The organism is Sunxiuqinia rutila, from assembly GCF_050589705.1.
Taxonomy (GTDB): Bacteria; Bacteroidota; Bacteroidia; order Bacteroidales; family Prolixibacteraceae; genus Sunxiuqinia; species Sunxiuqinia rutila.
The window spans coordinates 196211-215807 of the sequence record NZ_JBNGOT010000005.1; the positions used below are offsets into that span (position 1 = coordinate 196211).

The following is a 19597-nucleotide window of genomic DNA, read 5'->3' on the forward strand; positions in this document are numbered from 1 at the left end:
AAATTCAAATATAAAGTTTGTCCAATCCATGGAAAAGCAGCTAGACTGGAGACTAAAAATAACATAATTGTTATTGGTGATTTTTGCTGTTCAGAGTTCTATGCTATTAGAAAAGTTACAAGAAGAAAGAAATAAACAAATATTTAGATTATTCTAGAATTAAACCTAAATGACAAAAACGAATTTTAATACCGTTCTTAGTATTGTTGCTGGATTACTCATCTTTTGGTTATTCATTGACAGAGAAAATAAAAACAAAAAGATAATAGCACTTGAGAAAGAGATTAGTGAAAATGAGAATCTTAACAAAAAAATTAAAAATCAATTAAAGGAACTAATTGAAAATAATTCAGAAATTGACCCAAGTGTTTCAAATGAATTAGGGCAAATTGCTGCTTTGATTGAAATTAAACAAGAAACAAAAGCACTAATGGCTCTAGCAAAAATAATAGAGAATTTATTGAAAAAGCTTTTCAAAGGAGATGAAAAGTTAAAAGAGATTGCATCTGAAAACAAACGAAAAAATCCTTCATTTGCGGACTATTTAGAATTGGCTAGATTAAATGGTGTTATTTCTACAGAGGACTATCATGTAATTTCAGTTCTCAAAATTATCCGAAATGAGGAAGCTCATGAATTGAATGTACAAAAAGAGCAATCACGAATAATTGCAACTTTTATTACAGGTTTTGCAACAATCCTTACTTTGACAAAAATGATGAAATCGATAATAACTGCCCCTAACTCACAAGTGACCGTTGGGCACAAGCAAAAAAAAGACAGATGAATTCAGATTACTACCAAAATCAGATTAATAAGATTGAAAAAGAGATTGCAGATTTGCAAAAGAAAATCGCAGACGAGAACAAAAAAGAAAACGACAAAAATCGACAAATCGATACTGTAAATAGATCTATTAATAAAAATACCTCGTTATCAACTTTACAAAGTAAACGAAGGCAAATAGATGGTTATCAAAGAAACATCTCTGATTGTAGGAAAAGAATAGCTGATTATCAAAAGAAGATAGCTGATAAATCCAAAGAACTTGGTAGAAAGAAACAAGACCTTCGTAAAGCTGAAATCCACGAGCAAAATAAATTAAGACAAGAACAACTTGACTTTCAAAAAAGACTAAGGCAAGATATTGAAAAGCAAAAATCTCAATTAGATTTTCTAATTAATCAAAATTATTCCTCAATAAATAATAATGAATCCCAAAATGGATATTCTAAAGAATTTGATTTTTTTATATCACATGCAACAGAAGATAAAGAAGAGATTGTTAGAGAATTAGCTAATGTATTAAAAGACAATGGATTTGAAGTTTGGTACGATGAATTCGAATTAAAGATTGGCGATAGCTTAAGAAAGAAAATTGACCAAGGATTATCAAAATCTAGGTATGGCATTGTTATAGTATCACCTTCATTTGTGAAAAAGAATTGGACAGAATATGAACTTAATGGCATGGTTGCTAGAGAAATGAATGGACATAAGGTAATTCTTCCTATTTGGCACAAAATATCAAAAGATGAGGTGCTAGAATTTAGTCCTTCTTTAGCAGATAAGATGGCATTAAATACATCAATACATACAATTGACGATATAGTAAAATCTTTAATAGATTTAAAATGAAAAAAGAAACATGTTTAAAAGAAATTCAAAAAAGGCTTCCTGAAGGCATTATTTTGGAAGATGAAACTCCTTTTGAATTTACAGACGATGAGTTTATAAGTATCCTTTCTTGGATCAAGTTTTTTAATGGTCATTATAAAGAGCATGGAAAAGAAAAACATCCTAATGTAACATTTCCAATAATTTCCAAAAGACTTCGTCTTGATTTTGGATTATATCGTTTCCCTAGTGATACAGAAATAAATAGAGGTAAACATGTAGTTTATCTTTCACAGAACGGAAAACTATTGGACGGCACAATAAAGAAAAATATAACTATAAAAGAACTAATTAATACTTGGCATCTTTGAGTCTTAAATAGATGAAAATTTAAAGCGACTGCCTAGCATTTTGGTTATTGCATTGCGGTGATAGAACTTCCGCTAGCGTAGATTTTTAATCCGGCCCTGCCTGCAAGACCTATAAATAAACAAGCGTTTAAGCCTCCATTAGCGCGGATTTATAATTAGTGCCCTGCTTGCAAGACCCGACATAATAAAAGAAGATGATACAAGCACTTGTTGTCCATATGAGTATAATTGGCATTGTTTTGCTCCTGCTTTTTGGGAAGCAATCAAACAGGGCCTACCTGCTCCATGTGCTAAGCTCAGCCGTGTTTATGTATCTCGTCTATGTTTACATTCCTTGGACAACTTATGGTTCGGCCTATTTAAAATACGTTTACCTGGTTTTTTACTTGCTGGCTTTGGGCCTGAGTCTTCGATACACCAAACGCGTTGTCCGAAACATGGCCCCTGGCTGGGTAAAAATGGGGGGCTACTTTTTTAAAGCAATGCTGCTTGGCTTGTTGATTATTCCTTTGCTGTATATCGACTTAAGTACGAGGCTTGAAAAGCCCTCGAAGGAAATTGACCTGCACTTTCCCTTTAAAAACGGTAACTATGCTATTGTAGGCGGTGGAAATAATGTTTTGCTGAATTACCATATCGAACTGGAGCAAGCCTATTACCATCGGGCTTTCGATTTTGTTAAGCTTGGAAAATTCGGGAATACTGGGTTAAGCTTGTTGCAACCCGATGCATTGAATGCTGACTCTTACATCTTTGGGGATAGCATTTTTAGCCCGTGTTCAGGAATCATCACAACTGTGGTAAACGATCAGCCCGATCATGAACCGGGCAAACTGGAAGATTTTGCCGATGACAGAGCCAATGTGGTGGCCATTAAAAACCAGGATAACTACATTATTTTAGCTCATTTCAAGCAGCACACCATCGTTGTTGACACGCTTGATCTGGTGGAGATGGGGGATTTTATTGGGCTTGTTGGAAATTCCGGAGAAAGTTCATCTCCCCATTTGCATATTCATGTGCGGGATGAAACCAACAGGCCGGTGGAGATTCTCTTTAATGGCAACAAGTACATCAAGAACGACATCATTAGAATAAAATAGAGATACAGATCAGGCGAACAAACCGATAACCACCAACAAACGGAACCATGGAAAAACTAAAACTAGCGAGTGCACAATTTGAAAACCGGAGTGGGGATAAAGATTATAACCTGGGTGTGATGGATCGGTTGGCCGGTGAGGCTGCCCGGCAAGGAGCCGATGCCATTGCGTTTCACGAATGTTCGGTGACGGGCTACACCTTTGCCCGGCACCTTTCGAAAGAACAGCTGTTGGATTTGTCGGAGTTGATTCCGGAAGGGGAGAGTGTGCAACGTTTGACTCAAATTGCCAGAAAGCACGGGATTGTGGTGTTGGCCGGCTTGTTTGAGAAAGATGCTCAGGATGAGCTGTTCAAAGCTTACGTTTGTGTGGATCAAAATGGTTTGGTGGCCAAGTACCGCAAGCTGCATCCGTTTATCAATCCCCATTTGAATCCGGGAAATGCCTATTGTGTGTTTGAGCTGAAGGGCTGGAAGTGCGGCATTCTGATTTGCTACGACAACAACATTCTAGAGAATGTAAGGGCCACCAAATTGTTGGGTGCCGATATTCTGTTTATGCCGCATGTAACCATGTGTACGCCGTCTACGCGGCCCGGAGCGGGTTTTGTTGATCCGGCCTTATGGGAGAACCGGGAAAATGATCCGACCTCGCTTCGCCTGGAGTTTCAGAGCATGAAGGGGCGGGGCTGGCTGATGAAATGGCTTCCGGCCCGGGCTTATGACAATGGCATTTATGCGGTGTTTTCCAACCCGATTGGGATGGATGACGATCAGCTGAAAAATGGCTGCTCCATGATTGTTGATCCGTTTGGGGATGTGCTGGCCGAGTGCCAGACTTTTGAGGACAGCTTTGCCCTGGCAACCCTTACGCCGGAAAAATTGCAGCAAGCCGGCGGATACCGGTATCTGCAGGCACGCCGCCCCGAACTTTACCGCGACATTATTGGGCAGGAACACCAGTCGGAACAGAAAGTGGTTTGGCTGAATCCGGGAGAAGAATAGCGTGAACCTTCCTTTGGGCAAGGGATGAAACGAAGGCTGTTGTTAAAGAACCTTTAAAGTTGGAATCGTTTATGAATAATCAGGCCTGGAAGGAAAACGATTATTTGGAGCTTGTTCGCGAAACCCAGGTGGACATTGTCCCCTTGGTGGATCGTGCCCGGCTTGATTGGGCGTTTCGCGACCTGGTGGTGCAGCAGTTGGTATCGCACCAACACATTAATGTGTATTTTCATTCTTACCGGATTATGCAACAGCTAACGGCAGCCGATCCCGTTGGTTGCTTTCGCTATTGGGATGACTTTGTTGGCTTGCTTCAGCATGCGAACTCGTATCATCGGAATTATGGCATGGACCTGTTGGCTGACTTGCTGTCGGCGGATTTACACAAACGCTTTGATGCGGTTTTCCCGGATTATTACAAGCAGTTGCAGGATGAGAAAATCTCGACACGAAAGTATTGCATCAGCTATTCGGAGCGGATCATCCGGCATCGCCCGGACTTGACGAACCGCATTGTGGGGGAAATGATCGCTTCGCTTCGGATGAATGAAAACAACGAATCGCATCAGAACTTTTTGCTGGCTGCTTTTTTGGAACTTCTGGTACAAAGCGGGCTTTCGCCCGTTACCAATCCGGAGCTTCACGGTTTTCTTCAGGAGGTACTGGACACCAAAATTCCTCCCAAGCTGCGGCGGGAACTGGCCAGGCTGTTGGTTTAGCCGGACTGAAGTCATCGATTCAGCATAATTTCCCGGCTGGCAACAAGCCCTGGACGGTGCTATTTTGGGTTTGTTAGCAAAATGTTTCGAAAGCGTATCCATGGGGTTTTGGTAGAAAGTCACTCAAAATATTTACTAACTTTGTGGCTCGAAAAATTAAAATCATGGAACTGAATTTATTGACCGCAATTACACCTATTGATGGTAGGTACCGATCGAAAGTAGAGAACCTGCAAAACTATTTTTCCGAGTATGCCCTGATTAAATACCGGGTACTGGTTGAAGTGGAGTATTTTATTGCCTTGTGCGAGTTGCCACTGCCTCAGTTGGCTGACTTTGACCACCAACTGTTTAGCCAGTTAAGGCAAATTGTAGCCGATTTTTCGGTTGCCGATGCCCAGCGGGTAAAGGACATTGAAAAGGTGACGAACCACGATGTAAAAGCGGTTGAATATTTTCTGAAGGAAGAGTTTGACAAACTGGGCATTCAGGCCTACAAAGAGTTCATTCACTTTGGACTGACTTCTCAGGATATCAATAATACGGCAGTTCCAAAGTCGATTCATGATGCGCTGGATAACGAATACTACCCGGCAATCAATGATTTGGTGGATACGCTGGATGAACTGGCCACGGAGTGGAAAGACGTGTCGATGCTGGCCAAAACACATGGTCAACCAGCTTCGCCAACCAACCTGGGAAAAGAGATTCGCGTATTTTCGGAGCGGATTAAAATTCAGTTGGAGCAGTTAAAAGCGATCAACTGCGATGCTAAATTTGGAGGTGCCACCGGTAACTTCAATGCGCACCAGATTGCTTATCCCGAAATTAGCTGGAAAGCTTTTGGAAACCATTTCCTGAAAAAATACCTCGGACTGGAGCGTGCTCAATTCACCACGCAAATTGCCAATTACGATAACCATGCTGCTATTTTTGATGCTTTGAAACGTATCAACTCCATTATTCTGGATCTGGACCGCGACTTGTGGACGTACATTTCCATGGAATATTTCAAGCAAAAAATTAAAGCCGGTGAAGTAGGTTCTTCGGCCATGCCGCATAAAGTGAATCCGATTGATTTTGAGAATTCAGAAGGAAACATCGGGATTGCCAACGCTTTGCTGGAACATTTGGCGGTGAAGTTGCCGGTTTCACGCTTGCAGCGCGACTTGACCGACTCAACGGTATTGCGTACCATTGGCATGCCATTGGGCCACACTTTGATTGCGGTGAGCTCGACCTTGAAAGGTTTGGGTAAACTGTTGCTGAACAAGGAAGCCATTGATGCTGATTTGGAGAAAAACTGGGCGGTTGTGGCCGAGGCTATTCAAACCATTTTGCGTCGCGAAGCTTATCCGAATCCGTATGAAGCGTTACGTAACCTGACGCGCACCAACCGGAAAATGAGCCAGGAGGTGATCCATGAATTTATTGACACCCTGGAAATCAGCGATGAACTGAAAGCAGAACTCAAAACAATAACACCACATAATTATACCGGAATTTTTAGTTAATTCCGGTTCAATACAAACGACCTCATTATTATGAAAGACCTTTACGGCCTGCTCAAACGGTTTGTTCCGCCTTACAAAGGGAAGGTAATTCTGAATATTCTGTTTAACTTTTTAGGCGCTTTATTTGGCGCCTTCTCCTTTGCCATGCTTATTCCGGCACTGGGTATCCTGTTTCGCACGCAGGAACTGGTGACTGAGAAACCGGTGCTGGATTCTTTTAGTTTGGATGGTGCACTGGAAATGTTCAATTACTTCATCAGCCAGGTGGTTATCGCTTCGGGTAACGAGCAGGCGTTGATTTACATTGGCCTTTTCATCATTATCATGGTGTTTTTGAAGGTGGGCTTTACCTATTTGGCCAGTTTTGTGATGGTCTACCTGCGCAATGGGGTTGTGCGCGACATTCGTTCGCAGATGTATCAGAAGATTTTGCAACTGCCTCTGGGCTTTTTCTCCGACGAGCGTAAAGGCGACATCATTGCCCGGATGACGGGTGATGTGCAGGAAGTGGAGAACTCGGTGATGAACTCGCTGGAGATGTTGTTCAAAAATCCGGCGATCATTATCATTTCCTTGGGAGCGATGGTGTATATGAGCTGGTCGTTGACCCTGTTTGTGTTTGTGCTGCTTCCGGTGGCCGGCTATATTATTGGCCGGGTGGGTAAAAGCCTGAAGAAAACCAGCATGAAAGGGCAGGATAAAATGGGGGATATCCTATCGATTACCGAAGAAGATATCTCGGGCCTGCGTGTGATTAAGGCTTTCAATGCCGAGGAAAAAGCCTATGAGCGCTTCGACCGGGAGAATGAGGCTTACCTGCACATTATGAATAAACTGATGTGGCGGCGGTTTTTGGCTCACCCCATGAGCGAGCTGCTGGGAACAACGGTGATCATTATTGTTTTGTGGTACGGTGGTGCTTTGGTATTGAACAACGAAAGTGCCTTGTCGGCCCAGGCATTTATTGGCTACCTGGTCTTCTTTTACAACATCATTAACCCGGCCAAGGCTTTTTCAACGGCGCTTTACAGTGTGGAAAAAGGCTTGGCTTCGATGAACCGGATTGACCGGATTCTGAGTCAGGAAAACACAATCAATGACAAAGCCGGTGCACAGGACAAAGCCTCGTTTGATGAAACGATTGAGTTCCGGAATGTGAGTTTCAAGTATGTCAATGAGAAGGTGCTGAAGAAAGTCAACTTGACAATTCATAAAGGGCAGACGGTAGCTTTTGTCGGCAAGTCGGGCTCGGGAAAAACAACCCTGGTTGATTTGCTGCCGCGCTTTTGGGATGTTTCTGAAGGCTCCATTCTGATTGACGGAAAGGATATTCGGGACATTAAATTGCATGACTTGCGCAACCTGATGGGAAATGTGAACCAGGAACCCATCCTGTTTAATGATACATTCTACAACAACATTGCTTTTGGGGTTGAAAATGCCACGGAAGAAGACGTGATTAACGCCGCGAAGATTGCCAATGCCCATGAGTTTATTGTTGCCACAGAGAAGGGCTATCACACCAACATTGGTGATCGGGGCGATAAGCTTTCCGGAGGCCAGAAACAACGGGTATCCATTGCTCGGGCTATTTTGAAGAACCCGCCAATTTTGATTCTGGATGAGGCTACTTCAGCTTTGGACACGGAGTCGGAAAGCCTGGTGCAGGAAGCCTTGCTTAACCTGATGAAAAACAGGACCTCGCTGGTGATTGCTCACCGCTTGTCAACCATTAAAAATGCCGATGTCATTTGTGTGCTTCACAAAGGCGAAATTATTGAGATGGGAACTCATGAGCAGTTACTGGAACAAAAGGGACGTTACCACAAGCTTCATCAAATGCAAGTGTTTTAGGGGTAGACAGAGGCTTTCTGAGTGGAAAAGCTTATCTTTGTAGCCCTGAACAATTAAATGAATTACCATGAGGCTATTAAGAATTTTTACAATCTCTTGCTGCTTGTTTATTGTCTTCAATCTATCAGCAGCTGCACAGAAAACAGCAACTTACAAAACCGTTGAATCCATTCAGTACCGTGAAACCGGTGAGCTGACTCCTTACATGGAAGAGCGCTGCAAGCTGGATGTATACTATCCGGAACATGTGGAGGGGTTTACAACCATTGTCTGGTTTCATGGCGGAGGCTTAACCGGTGGTGAAAAATTTATTCCAAAGGAATGGAAAAACCGGGGACTGGCTGTTGTGGCCGTGAACTACCGCCTTGGACCCAAAGTGAAGAACCCTGCTTATATTGACGATGCTGCCGCGGCAGTGGCTTGGGTGTTTAACCACATCGAAGAATATGGTGGCTCGAAAGATGCCATCGTGGTGTCGGGCCATTCGGCGGGCGGCTATTTGGCCAGTATGATTGGTTTGGACAAAAGCTACCTGGAAAAGTATGGCCAGGATGCCAATCAGATTGCAGCTTTGGTGCCGTTTAGCGGACATACCATTACGCATTTTACCATTCGCTCTGAACAAGGCATTGCAGGCACACAGCCTACCATTGATGCCTATGCACCACTGTACCATGTTCGTAAAGACGCTTCACCCTTATTCCTGATTTCGGGTGACCGCGAAATGGAAATTCTGGGGCGCTACGAGGAAAACGCTTACATGTACCGGATGATGAAAGTGGCCGGCCACGAAAGTACTTTTCTGTATGAATTGGATGGTTTTGACCATGGAGCGATGGCCATTCCTGGATTCGAACTGACCCTGCGCATTTTGAAAGAAATAGGCTTGAACTAGTTTAAGCATCAGATGGCTTTTGACAGGCTGCTTACCTTAGCCCGAACCAGCTCTTCGTAGATGGCCCGGATTTTGGTGGCTGCCTGTTCCCATCGAATTTTTCCCACCTCTTGTTTGCCTGCCTGAATCATCATTTTGGGCAAAGCCGGGTAACTTAACAGCCCATGAATGGCGTCAGCCATGGCATGCACATCCCAAAAGTCAACTTTAATGGCATGTTGAACTATTTCGGAAACACCGGATTGTTTGGAAATAATGGTCGGTACACCGTTTTGCATGGCTTCCAACGGACAGATGCCAAAGGGTTCAGAAACGGAAGGCATGATGAAGATATCGGATAATCTTAGGATTCGGCACACCTCTTCGCCACGTAAAAATCCGGTAAAAAAGAATTGATCCGCCATATGGGAACGCGCTACTTTTCGAATCATTTCCTGCTGAAGATCGCCACTGCCAGCCATCACAAATTGAACATCTTTCATTTTGCTTAATACCAGTTCGGCCACGCGAATGAAATACTCAGGGCCTTTTTGTAAAGTAATTCGCCCCAGGAAGGTGACCAGTTTATTCTTGTCTTTAAGGCCGGATAAAGGCGGTTCAGCGGACTGCTGAAGTTCAACCCCGTTATGTACGGTTTGTGTCTTTTCAGGAGGGATTTGATACTTGTCGATCACCGTTTGCCGGGTGCGGTTGCTCACACAAATCACACAATCAGCCTGGCTCATGCCTTGCTGCTCAATTTGAAATACCTGGGGATTGACCTTGTTCCCGCTACGGTCAAACTCGGTGGCATGAACGTGCACTACCAAGGGCTTTCCCGATACCTTTTGGGCTGCAATACCTGCCGGAAAGGTCAGCCAGTCGTGTGCATGAATCAGGTTAAAATCCGTGTGGCGGGCAATGTATTCACTGATCACGGAGAAGTTATGAATCTCTTCCATTAGTCCGGTGCCATAAGCGCCGGAAAACCGAATGGCCGATGAAGGGGGAAAGGAGGAACCTGGGGTTTGCTTTTCGTGCAGTCTTAACTGTTGTGTGGCGTACAGTCTGGGGTCAACATAGGGAAGCATTTGTGACTCGATACCCAGACAAGTTACCGGTACTTTTAGTCGCTCGGTGTGAATTTTACTTTTGATTAAGTCGATTTGATTGGCTCCAATTAGTGTGACATTGTCCTTAGCCTCGTTGCCATAAACTTTGGGAATGACAAAAGTTATTTTTGTGTCAAGAGCTGTCAAGCTTTTGGTTATTCCATAGCAGGCAGTTCCTAAACCACCCGAAATATTTGGAGGAAATTCCCAGCCAAACATCAATACATTCATGCTCCTTGCCTTACTGTGTCAACAAAGTCAGTGCTTGAACCCATTGAATTAACGATTTTCAATGAGCCGGAACCCAGACAGCTATAGATTCGAATGCTTGTTTTCGAAAATTAAAGAATAACCGATGGCATGAGGCGGGAAACCTGAAGTTACGGTTTTTTTAGATCTAAAGCCCAATAACAAAAGAGAGCTGCTTATTCCTTTTCAAACACTTCTTCGTGAATTTCCCACTCGACCACGTAGTCAAACTTATCTCCATCACACTGTAAGCCTTTTTCTCCGGGAAATGGCTTGTACTGACGACTGGTGTCTGTCTGCATGTTCTTGAGGCTACGGTGGCGTTCATGAATGATCAGGTTCTTATCTTTTTTGAATTCTTGCTTTTTCATTGGTTGATTGGATTTCATAAAATTGCAAAATATTTCCGTTTTGATGTACTGATAGTCATCGAATTGCGTCCATGCTGAGATCAAATTCGTAACTAGTAATGAGAGAATTAAGGGCTCAAATCGTGGCTTTTTTTACATACCACTCCATTTTAGACTACGGCAAAAAGTGGTAAATGTTTTTCTGAAAAAGAGTCAGGATTTATGTTCTTTAGAGTTTATGTGTCTGAATGTCAAGATGTACGAAGGTGTTGATCAGGATTGAGGAAGAGTTGTTAAAGTTTCCTAATTTAACGGGTTGACTGATAGACACAACGAGTTACCACCACGATGTTCGTTCATCGTGGAGCAAGCGGAAATAAGGTGTGAGAATGACTATTCTGTCCAGCCACTGGCCAGGATGTCTGCAATATGGATGGGGGTGATTGGAAGTTTGTTTTTCTTGATGTAAGCTTCAATGTTCAGCAAGCAGGATGATTCGGTAGAAATAATGTATTCAGCACCTGTATTTAAAGCGTGCTGTACTTTTTGCTCGGTCATGGCCGATGAAATGGCTTTGAATTTGGTGACAAAAGTTCCACCAAAGCCGCAGCAGGTTTCTGTTTCTTCCATCTCAACCAGTTCCAGTCCTTTCACTTTGGAAAGCAGTAAGCGCGGCTCCTGTTTAACGCCATACTCGCGCAGGGCAGTGCAGGCATCGTGGTAACACACTTTGTGGGGAAAACTGGCTCCAAAGTCGGTAAAGTTGAGCTTATTTACCAGAAAGTCGGTTAGCTCAAACAAGCGCTTTTGCAAAGACAGGTGCTGTTCGTAATCCTCATCTTCTTTTTTGAACAGATTGGAATAATAATTCTTGATAAAGCCTGTGCAGGAGGCAGAAGGACTGACAATAAGCCGATCGCCCGGAAAGTCGGTTACAAACTTATGGGCTAATTTTCGTGTTTCATCCCAATAACCACTGTTGTATGCAGGCTGGCCACAGCATGTTTGCTCCGGGTTATAGTTGACATCAACTCCGGCTTTTTTCAGCAACTTAATTACGTTAAACGCTGTGTCCGGGTAAAGCTGGTCAATAAAGCAAGGGATAAATAAATCTACTGTCATTTTTGAGGAATAGGGTTTAGGCAAAGATAGTAGCTTTTCCATTTATACAAAAAGGGAGTGAACGGCACTTGCCAGTTTTTTTCGGAATTAAATTAACGCTTGCCTGGTTGTCCGGTAATGCCTGTCTGAACTCCATTCACGCATTCCTCTGGTTTCTGTTTATTTAGCGGTTTCCTTCTAACTGGCTTTTTGTTGTCGAATTCGCTGTTAAGATGGAACTTGCGTTTCGGCGTTGGTACCGGACTTCGTTTGTTTGGGGGCGCAAGAAGGAGTTGCCGTTTTCAAATCAACAACTGTAAACTTAAGCATCCGGCAAAAAATAGCTATTTTTAGCGCCCAAAGGCCTGTGGGCTTTACCAAATTTCAAGATTTTGACCTATGGATTATCAACGAATAGCATACCTCTCGGAGTGCCTTACCCCGGAACGAAAAGAATTGTTTGAACGTGTGTTGGAAGACCGTACCCGTTATCTGACCGTTGTTTTGGAGGATATTTTTCAACCGCAAAATGCCAGTGCTGTGTTGCGGTCTGTCGATTGTTTTGGTGTGCAGGATGTTCATGTAATCGAAAACCGGAATGAATTTACGGTGGACCGTGAGGTGGCGATGGGCGCTTCCAAATGGCTTTCGGTGCACAAATACACGGGGGAGGAACACAACAGCTTGAATGCTATTCGCCATTTGCGTGAGCAGGGCTACCGCATTGTGGCTACCACGCCACACGAAGGAGATACGAACCTGGAAGAGTTTGATTTGGAGAAGGGAAAATGTGCCTTGATTTTTGGAACCGAGCTGACAGGGATCTCGGAAGTGGTGCAGAATGAAGCCGATGAGTTTTTGAAGATTCCCATGCATGGGTTTACCGAAAGCTTTAACATATCGGTTTCTGCGGCGATCATCTTACACCACCTGACTTTTCTGATGCGTGGCAATCCGGCAATCGACTGGAAATTGTCCGAAGAAGAAAAGGCAGCGATTAAATTAAGCTGGATCAGACGAACTTTGAAACGCTCGGAGCTGTTAGAGCAACGTTATGAAGAATTGAAAAAGGAAGGAAAATTATGAAAGTTTTTGCAGAGAAATTTGCGGACATTAAAATATTACGCTACGAATTGACCGGTTTTGACAAGCTGAGTCTTCATCAAAAACAATACATCTACTACCTGGGGCAAGCTGCCCTCTGTGGGCGCGATATCTTATGGGATCAGAATAACCGTTACAACCTCCGCATACGCCGGTTGTTGGAAGCCGTTTATCGGACTTTTTCCGGAAACCGGGAAAGCGAGCTGTTTCAGAAATTTGAGGTTTACCTGAAACGGGTGTGGTTTTCCAATGGTATTCATCATCATTATTCCATGGATAAGATTCAGCCTGGCTTTTCGGCTCAGGATTTCCGGACGCTGCTTGAGCAGGCTGACTTAGGCGGATTTGCTTATTTGGCCGATTTGGAAGAGCTGGTAGAGGTAATCACCAACCCGGATCGGGAAGCCAAAAGAGTGAGCCTGGATGCTTCAGCTGACCTGCTACACGCGTCAGCGATGAACTATTACCAAGGCGTTTCGCAGGCCGAAGCCGAAGCCTTTTACAAAGCCAAAAATCAGGTTGCTGGTGAAAATGCGCCTTCGTTTGGCTTAAACACCCAGCTGGTGAAGGAAAATGGCGACCTGCAGGAAAAAGTATGGAAGGCTGATGGTTGTTACGGAGAAGCGATTCAGCAAATTATTTATTGGTTGAAAAAGGCCTTGCCTTTTGCGGAAAATGAACTTCAGCAAAAAACAATTAACGAACTGGTGGCTTATTACCAGACCGGTGATTTAAAAACCTTTGATGATTATAGCATTTCATGGGTAAAAGAGCTGGAAGGACAGGTGGATTTTGTGAATGGCTTTATTGAAGTGTACGGTGATCCGCTGGGAATAAAAGGAAGCTGGGAGGCGATTGTCAATTACAAAGACGAGGAAGGCACCAAGCGAGCGACCATTTTATCAGAAAATGCGCAGTGGTTTGAGCAGCATTCGCCGGTGGCCGGGGCGTTTAAAAAGAAAGAAGTGAAAGGCGTTAGCGCTAAAGTGATTCATGTGGCCATGCTTGGCGGTGATTGCTATCCGCATACGCCGATTGGGGTTAATCTCCCCAATTCTGAGTGGATTCGGGAAGAATATGGCTCCAAGTCGGTAACCATTGAGAATATTACCAAATCGTACTTCCTGGATTCGCTGGGCAATGGCATGCTGGAAGAGTTTGCCGGCTCCAAGGAAGAGATTGAACGGGCACAAAAGTATGGCTATCTGGCGGGTAACTTGCATACTGATTTGCATGAATGCCTGGGCCATGGTTCGGGAAAAATGATGCCTGGGGTGAAGCCCGAAGATTTGAAGAACTATTATTCGACCATTGAAGAAACCCGGGCCGATTTGTTTGCCCTCTACTATGTGATGGACGAAAAGTTGCTGGAACTGGGTTTGGTGCCTTCCATGGAGTCGGGCATGGCCGAGTATGATTCGTACTTGCGCAACGGGTTGATTACCCAGCTTACCCGCATTGAACCGGGGAAAGATTTGGAGGAATCGCACATGCGAAACCGTCAGTTGATTGCCCGGTGGGCGTTTGAGCACGGCCAGGCCGAAGCAGTGGTGGAATGGGTGAAGCGAGATGGCAAAACCTATGTCCAAATTAATGACTACCAAAAACTGCGCAAGCTGTTTGGTGAATTGTTGGCTGAAGTGCAGCGTATTAAGTCGGAAGGTGACTTGAAGGCCGCTGCTGAACTTGTTGAAAACTACGGGGTAAAGGTTGACCCGGATTTGCACAACGAAGTGCTGGAGCGTTTCAGCCGGCTAAACATTGCGCCTTACGCGGGCTTTTTAAATCCGGAGCTGAAACTGAAAACAGCCGACGGTGGAGAAGTCGTAGATGTTGAAGTGGCTTATGCCGAAGATTTTGCCGGGCAAATGCTTGCTTATGGCCAAAACTTCAGCTTTTTGTAGGTTTCAGCATTTGCCTGATTTCATGCATCACAGTTTGGAATTTCTTTTCACTTAAGGCCAGCGGGTCCAAGAGACCGGGATTGTCCTGCAGCTGTTGGCAGGTGACGATATTTTGATTCAGCAATTGTTGTTTATGACTTTTGGTCAGGCTGTTCAAGACTGTTAAGGGATAAATCCTTTCGCGGTCAATCAGATCCTTCAAACTGTTTCCCAACGGGTAATCCCAGCTTAGTAAATGGAGCCCGCTGCATTGGCCATAATTAATGGCGTCGGAAGTAAAGCGGGTGTTGGTGACCACCCAGCCGTGAAATGAAAAGTCGCGGTATTCTGCTGATTCCTTTCGTTTTGAGATCAGGTCATTCACGCGGGAACGGATGTAAAGCGGAACTTTTACATTTTGAATCCGGTCGGGACTTTGCCCGTACTTGCATTCGACAAAGTGTTGTTCGTTACCACGTGTGGCGACTACGTCAACCTCATGCGTCACGCATTGTCCGGGTAAAACCTGTCCAACTTCCACGGTAAATCCTAGTGTTCCCATAACCTGCCCGATGAAATGCTCAAAGGGATAACCGGTTGGCCCAAGTTCCATAATGCCTTTTTTTAGCCTGTAACGCGATGCCGCTTGTTTTTCCTTTTTGCGGAGCATGGAGAAAGCCAGCGCATAAATTCTATGGGTGCTGATGCCATCATAAATCCAGTTTTGTATGTCTTGGCCTATTTCCTGAATAATGGCTTCTTCAGCTCCTGCATTGCGCAGAGAGCGGATAAGTTTATCAAGCGCGAAGGGTTCGTGCTCGCCGGAGGCTTTTTTTATTAAAATCGGTTGAGTGTGGTTTGCTTGCATCGGTTGTTGCTTGTTTCAATCGGTTAAGGCCAAGTGCAGTTCTGAACTTGGGTTGGTTTTTTGTGATGCTAAATATAGCTAAAAAATAGTGTCGAAGTACCGGTTTACAAGCAGGGCATTTCAGATGTTGATAAAGAGACTGTATCTTCTTTTCCTTTTGTATTGAGCGGAATATGAAAGGTGAAAGTTGTGCCTTTACCAACTTCGGATTTCAAGCAGATGGAGCCTCCCATCAGGTCGATGATTTTTTTGGAAATGGGCAGACCTAAGCCGGTTCCGCCATAGTTTCGGGTATACGAGTCATCGGCTTGCCGGAAGCGGTCAAAAATGCTGGTTTGTGTTTCCTTGTTGATTCCAATTCCAGTATCGGTAACAAAGAAACTGATTGTCTCGTTGGTTTGCTCCATAATTCCAAACTGAATTTTTCCTTCGAAGGTGAACTTAACGGCATTGCTTAGCAGGTTCATGAAAACCTGGTTAAACCGAACCTTGTCGGTGTATAGTTTTACCGAGCCTTCCGGAGCGATAAAGCTTATTTGAATGTGGGATTTGTCCTGCTCAGCCAGTCGTTGTTTAAATATGCTGTGAAGTTCTTTGAGTAGTGGAATAAGGTCAAATTGATCCTTGTAAATAGCCAGTTGCCCGGTTTCCAGTTTGGAAAGGTCAAGGATATCATTGATGATTTGAAGCAGGTTGGCCCCACTTTGCTTGAGGATGGAAGAAAACTCTTTTTTGGCTTCCTGGTCTAAGTCCTGTTCTTCAACTAACATATTGCTAAACCCAAGAATCGCATTCAGGGGAGTTCGAATCTCGTGGCTCATGTTGGCTAAAAAGGCGGTTTTTAGTCGGTCGCTTTCTTCTGCTTTTTCTTTGGCAAGCTGTAGATCAGCCAGGATTTTTTTCTTTTCCGTAATGTCCTCTTTGGCTTCAACAAAATGAGAAATCTCGCCTTTCGCGTCCAGAATGGACGAGATGGTCGCACTTTCCCAGTAAAGCTGGCCGTTCTTTTTCCGGTTTTTAATTTCGCCGCGCCATTCTTTTCCATCAAGGATTGTTTGCCAAAGTTGGGCATAAAACTCCTTGGAATGATAGCCTGATTTGAGAATTGCTGGTGTTTTGCCGATAACTTCCTTGCTTTGATAGCCCGTAATCTCAGTGAACTTGGGGTTGATGTATTCGATAATGCCCTGATGGTCGGTAATTACAATACCTGCCGGACTTTGCTCGGTTGATTTACTCAACAGTAGAAGCTGGTTTTCGGCTTCCTTTTTTCCGGTAATGTCGTGAACGATGGCGTGAAAGAAGATTCGTCCTTTGAACCTGATTTTACTGATGAAAACTTCCACTTCTCTGATGGTGCCATCAGCCAGTTTGTTTTGGTATTCACGTTGCCTGTTTTTCGACGCCCGGCTAAGCGCCATTTCTTGCTCAAATTCACCTTCTCCAAACTGGAAAATGTCCAGAACACTCATTTGCTTCAGTTGCTTGCGTGAGTAGCCGTAAAATTCGCGGGCCGCGCGATTTGCATCGGCAATGTTGCCGTTTTCGATATCAATCAGTAGCTTAATGGCCGCATCGTTTTTAAATAGGTTTTTATAGCCTTTCTCACTTTCCTTTAAGGCATCAAGGTTTCTTTTGGTTTCGGTAATGTCAATGATAATGCCTTGCAGCTTTACAAGTTTATTATCCTTGAACTCTGGGATGACACGATTCATAAGCCACTTGATTTCGCCACTGGCTAGTTGAATCCGGAAGCGAATGTCAACCGTTTGCTTGCTTTCCATGATGCGTTTTTCGCCCGCTTCAAGTTCCGGGAGATCTTCCTTCAGAATATAGTTTCGGAAGAAATCATAGGTTGGAAGTACCTCAAATGGAGTCAGTCCAAACAGGCGATAGCAGTTTTCCGACCAATAAGTTTCATTCTTTACCAAATCATATTTCCAGTGTCCCATGCGGGCAATTTCCTGCGCCTCTTTTAGTGATTGCTCGCTTTGAATTAAGGCGTCTTGGGCTTTCTTTTGTTCGGTAAAGTCCTGGTAGATGGTTAAAAATTCGGGCTGACCATCCCAAGTGATCAATTTTCGATAAACACGCAAGTTCCGCAGTTCACCATCTTTATGAAGGATCTCAATGTCGTACTCTGACTCGACGAAGAGGTTTCTCTTGCGTTTTTGTTTGCGCTCCTCGTGCTCAATGATGCTTTGCGTGGAATATCGTTTGCTTAGTGGCGTATCAAAATACTCCCGTATATTTTTAAATCCATAGATTGACAGCAAGGCCTGATTGACATAGCGAGTTTCGCCCGAGTTTGAAACAATGCGCATTCCAAAGGGAGATTCATCCATGGTTTGCTGGAAGTTTGCACGGGATTGCAGCAGGGCTTTCTCCGCCTCTTTTCGCTCGGTAATGTCGATAACAGTGCCAATATAGCCCAGTAGCTTGCCTTCGGGCGATAGTTCTGGTCCGGTTTCATCCAGCACCCAGGTCACGCGTCCATCAGGCAGTAAAAAACGGTATTCAAGCTTGCTGTGCATTTGCTTTACCGAGATGTTCTCCCATCGTCGAATAAGGAGCGAACGATCTTCGGGATGGATGGCTTCAAGCCAGCCTCGGCCAAGTGCTTTTTTGCAGTCCAGTCCACTTAGTTCGCAACATTTAGGGTTGATGTAATTGACATCCCCGTCAGGACGTGTTCGGAAGATTCCAACAGGCGACTGATCGGTAAGGGTATGGAATAAGTGTTCTCTTTTCTGAAGTTGTTGCTGAAGCTCATTGGCCTCTGTTTGGTCTCTGAAAACCAATACAACACCAGTAATGCTTCCTTTTTCATCCCGGATGGGAGCACTGTTATCTGCAACGGGTAGTGTTCGTCCTGATTTGGTCATCAGTATGGAATGGTTAGCTGTTTCAACCACTTTGCCTTGGTTGATCACTTTCTCCACAGGGCACTCGGTTTCAAGCCCGGTATCTTCATGGATGATTCGAAATACCAATTGGGCAGCTTGCCCAATGGCTTCCTTTTCACTCCAGCCGGTTAGTTGTGTGGCCTCCGGGTTGATAAAGGTAATTAGTCCTTGATTATCGGTGGTAATCACCGCATCGCCAATACTGCTCAAGGTAGTTCGGTAGCGTGCTTCGCTTTCGCGGATGTGATTTTCTGCCGCAATGCGCTTGTGCTCATTTCTGAGTAGCAGGCCAATAAGCAGGGTCGAGCCTGGAAAAATAAGCAGAATGGGCCACCATATTTGCCCAACTACACGAATAGCCGTTTCCCATGGTAAAATGAATTGACAGAGGAGCATCGCCAAATGGGTCAGAAATCCCATGGCGAGCAGGTTCAGCGGGCTTATGTTTTCGGGTTTGCTGCTCAGATAGCGTCGAAATGCCAGACCAATTAAAGCCGACACAATAATGGTGGCGGTGCCGGCTAACACGCCAATGCCACCAAGAATGATCCTGTAAACAATGGCGAGAATCGCCGTGATAGCAGTAACAAGGGTTCCGCCAAAAAGGCCTACAAGCGACAGGATAATCGATCGTCCATCGAAAAAGATCCCCGGTTGAAAATTGACGGGCATGTTCATTCCGATGATGGTAATGGAGCCAAATAATAGGCCTGCAACTAGTTTTAAGCCATGGCTGTTTGCTTTTTTAGTACGAAAGAGAAAACTGTATGAAACAGTCAACGTTATAAGTAAAGTTGCATTTTGAAGCAGGTCCGTTATCATCGTTTTTCGTTTGCTCTCTTAGCTTCTGTTAGCATGGCTCCACCTTTGAAGACAAGCGCATTTCAAAGGCTCAAAGATAGTATTTTTACAATATAAATTGTGTGAGCCTGCAACATTCATCAAGGGGAAATAGGCAATTCCGGATT

The 19597-nt window shown here is 44.2% G+C and carries 16 protein-coding genes; 11 read left to right on the forward strand and 5 right to left on the reverse strand.

The window, feature by feature from the left end; genetic code table 11:
• The first annotated feature begins 169 nt into the window (after positions 1-169).
• From ACRD6K_RS07940 to ACRD6K_RS07980, 9 genes are all read left to right on the forward strand, one after another.
• Complete coding sequence (locus tag ACRD6K_RS07940; RefSeq protein WP_430972832.1) at positions 170-787, forward strand: hypothetical protein; 618 nt, start codon at positions 170-172, stop codon at positions 785-787.
• Complete coding sequence (locus ACRD6K_RS07945) at positions 784-1638, forward strand: toll/interleukin-1 receptor domain-containing protein (protein ID WP_430972833.1); 855 nt, start codon at positions 784-786, stop codon at positions 1636-1638. Before ACRD6K_RS07940 ends, ACRD6K_RS07945 begins: the two co-directional genes overlap by 4 nt.
• Positions 1635-1988: a hypothetical protein gene (locus ACRD6K_RS07950; protein ID WP_430972834.1), complete on the forward strand. Its 354-nt coding sequence runs from the start codon at positions 1635-1637 to the stop codon at positions 1986-1988. Before ACRD6K_RS07945 ends, ACRD6K_RS07950 begins: the two co-directional genes overlap by 4 nt.
• A gap of 194 nt (positions 1989-2182) precedes the next feature.
• Positions 2183-3091, forward strand: a complete 909-nt coding sequence (locus ACRD6K_RS07955) for a M23 family metallopeptidase (RefSeq protein ID WP_430972835.1) — start codon at positions 2183-2185, stop codon at positions 3089-3091.
• 47 nt (positions 3092-3138) lie between these two features.
• Positions 3139-4095, forward strand: a complete 957-nt coding sequence (locus tag ACRD6K_RS07960; protein ID WP_430972836.1) for a nitrilase family protein — start codon at positions 3139-3141, stop codon at positions 4093-4095.
• Positions 4096-4166: 71 nt separating this feature from the next.
• Positions 4167-4814 (forward strand): hypothetical protein, encoded by a 648-nt coding sequence (locus ACRD6K_RS07965; protein WP_430972837.1) that lies wholly within the window; start codon positions 4167-4169, stop codon positions 4812-4814.
• Positions 4815-4978: 164 nt separating this feature from the next.
• The gene (purB, locus tag ACRD6K_RS07970; protein ID WP_430972838.1) at positions 4979-6328 is read left to right on the forward strand and encodes an adenylosuccinate lyase; all 1350 of its coding nucleotides are present in this window, start codon (positions 4979-4981) and stop codon (positions 6326-6328) included.
• Positions 6329-6358: 30 nt separating this feature from the next.
• Positions 6359-8182, forward strand: coding sequence for an ABC transporter ATP-binding protein (locus tag ACRD6K_RS07975; protein WP_430972839.1), 1824 nt, complete (start codon positions 6359-6361; stop codon positions 8180-8182).
• Between the two features lie 67 nt (positions 8183-8249).
• The gene (locus tag ACRD6K_RS07980) at positions 8250-9077 is read left to right on the forward strand and encodes an alpha/beta hydrolase (protein ID WP_299576867.1); all 828 of its coding nucleotides are present in this window, start codon (positions 8250-8252) and stop codon (positions 9075-9077) included.
• An 8-nt stretch (positions 9078-9085) separates the two neighbouring features.
• Here ACRD6K_RS07980 and ACRD6K_RS07985 read toward each other — a convergent pair whose 3' ends face one another.
• The 3 genes from ACRD6K_RS07985 to ACRD6K_RS07995 form a co-directional block, all read right to left on the reverse strand.
• Positions 9086-10399: a glycosyltransferase family 4 protein gene (locus ACRD6K_RS07985; protein WP_430972840.1), complete on the reverse strand. Its 1314-nt coding sequence runs from the start codon at positions 10397-10399 to the stop codon at positions 9086-9088.
• Positions 10400-10593: 194 nt separating this feature from the next.
• The gene (locus ACRD6K_RS07990) at positions 10594-10788 is read right to left on the reverse strand and encodes a hypothetical protein (RefSeq protein WP_299576871.1); all 195 of its coding nucleotides are present in this window, start codon (positions 10786-10788) and stop codon (positions 10594-10596) included.
• A gap of 372 nt (positions 10789-11160) precedes the next feature.
• A complete protein-coding gene (locus ACRD6K_RS07995; RefSeq protein ID WP_299576874.1) occupies positions 11161-11889 on the reverse strand; it encodes a (Fe-S)-binding protein in 729 nt (242 codons plus the stop codon).
• A gap of 378 nt (positions 11890-12267) precedes the next feature.
• Here ACRD6K_RS07995 and ACRD6K_RS08000 point away from each other — a divergent pair, with 378 nt between their 5' ends.
• On the forward strand, positions 12268-12954 hold the full coding sequence (locus tag ACRD6K_RS08000; protein ID WP_299576876.1) for a TrmH family RNA methyltransferase: 687 nt from the start codon (positions 12268-12270) through the stop codon (positions 12952-12954).
• A complete protein-coding gene (locus tag ACRD6K_RS08005; RefSeq protein WP_430972841.1) occupies positions 12951-14876 on the forward strand; it encodes a dipeptidyl-peptidase 3 family protein in 1926 nt (641 codons plus the stop codon). Before ACRD6K_RS08000 ends, ACRD6K_RS08005 begins: the two co-directional genes overlap by 4 nt.
• On the opposite strand, the gene ACRD6K_RS08010 is transcribed toward ACRD6K_RS08005, so the two are convergent.
• Both ACRD6K_RS08010 and ACRD6K_RS08015 read right to left on the reverse strand, forming a co-directional pair.
• On the reverse strand, positions 14863-15723 hold the full coding sequence (locus ACRD6K_RS08010) for a restriction endonuclease (RefSeq protein ID WP_430972842.1): 861 nt from the start codon (positions 15721-15723) through the stop codon (positions 14863-14865). The genes ACRD6K_RS08005 and ACRD6K_RS08010 overlap by 14 nt on opposite strands.
• 104 nt (positions 15724-15827) lie before the next feature.
• Entirely contained in the window at positions 15828-19451 is a 3624-nt protein-coding gene (locus tag ACRD6K_RS08015) for a PAS domain S-box protein (RefSeq protein ID WP_430972843.1), read from the reverse strand.
• Positions 19452-19597 lie beyond the last annotated feature (146 nt).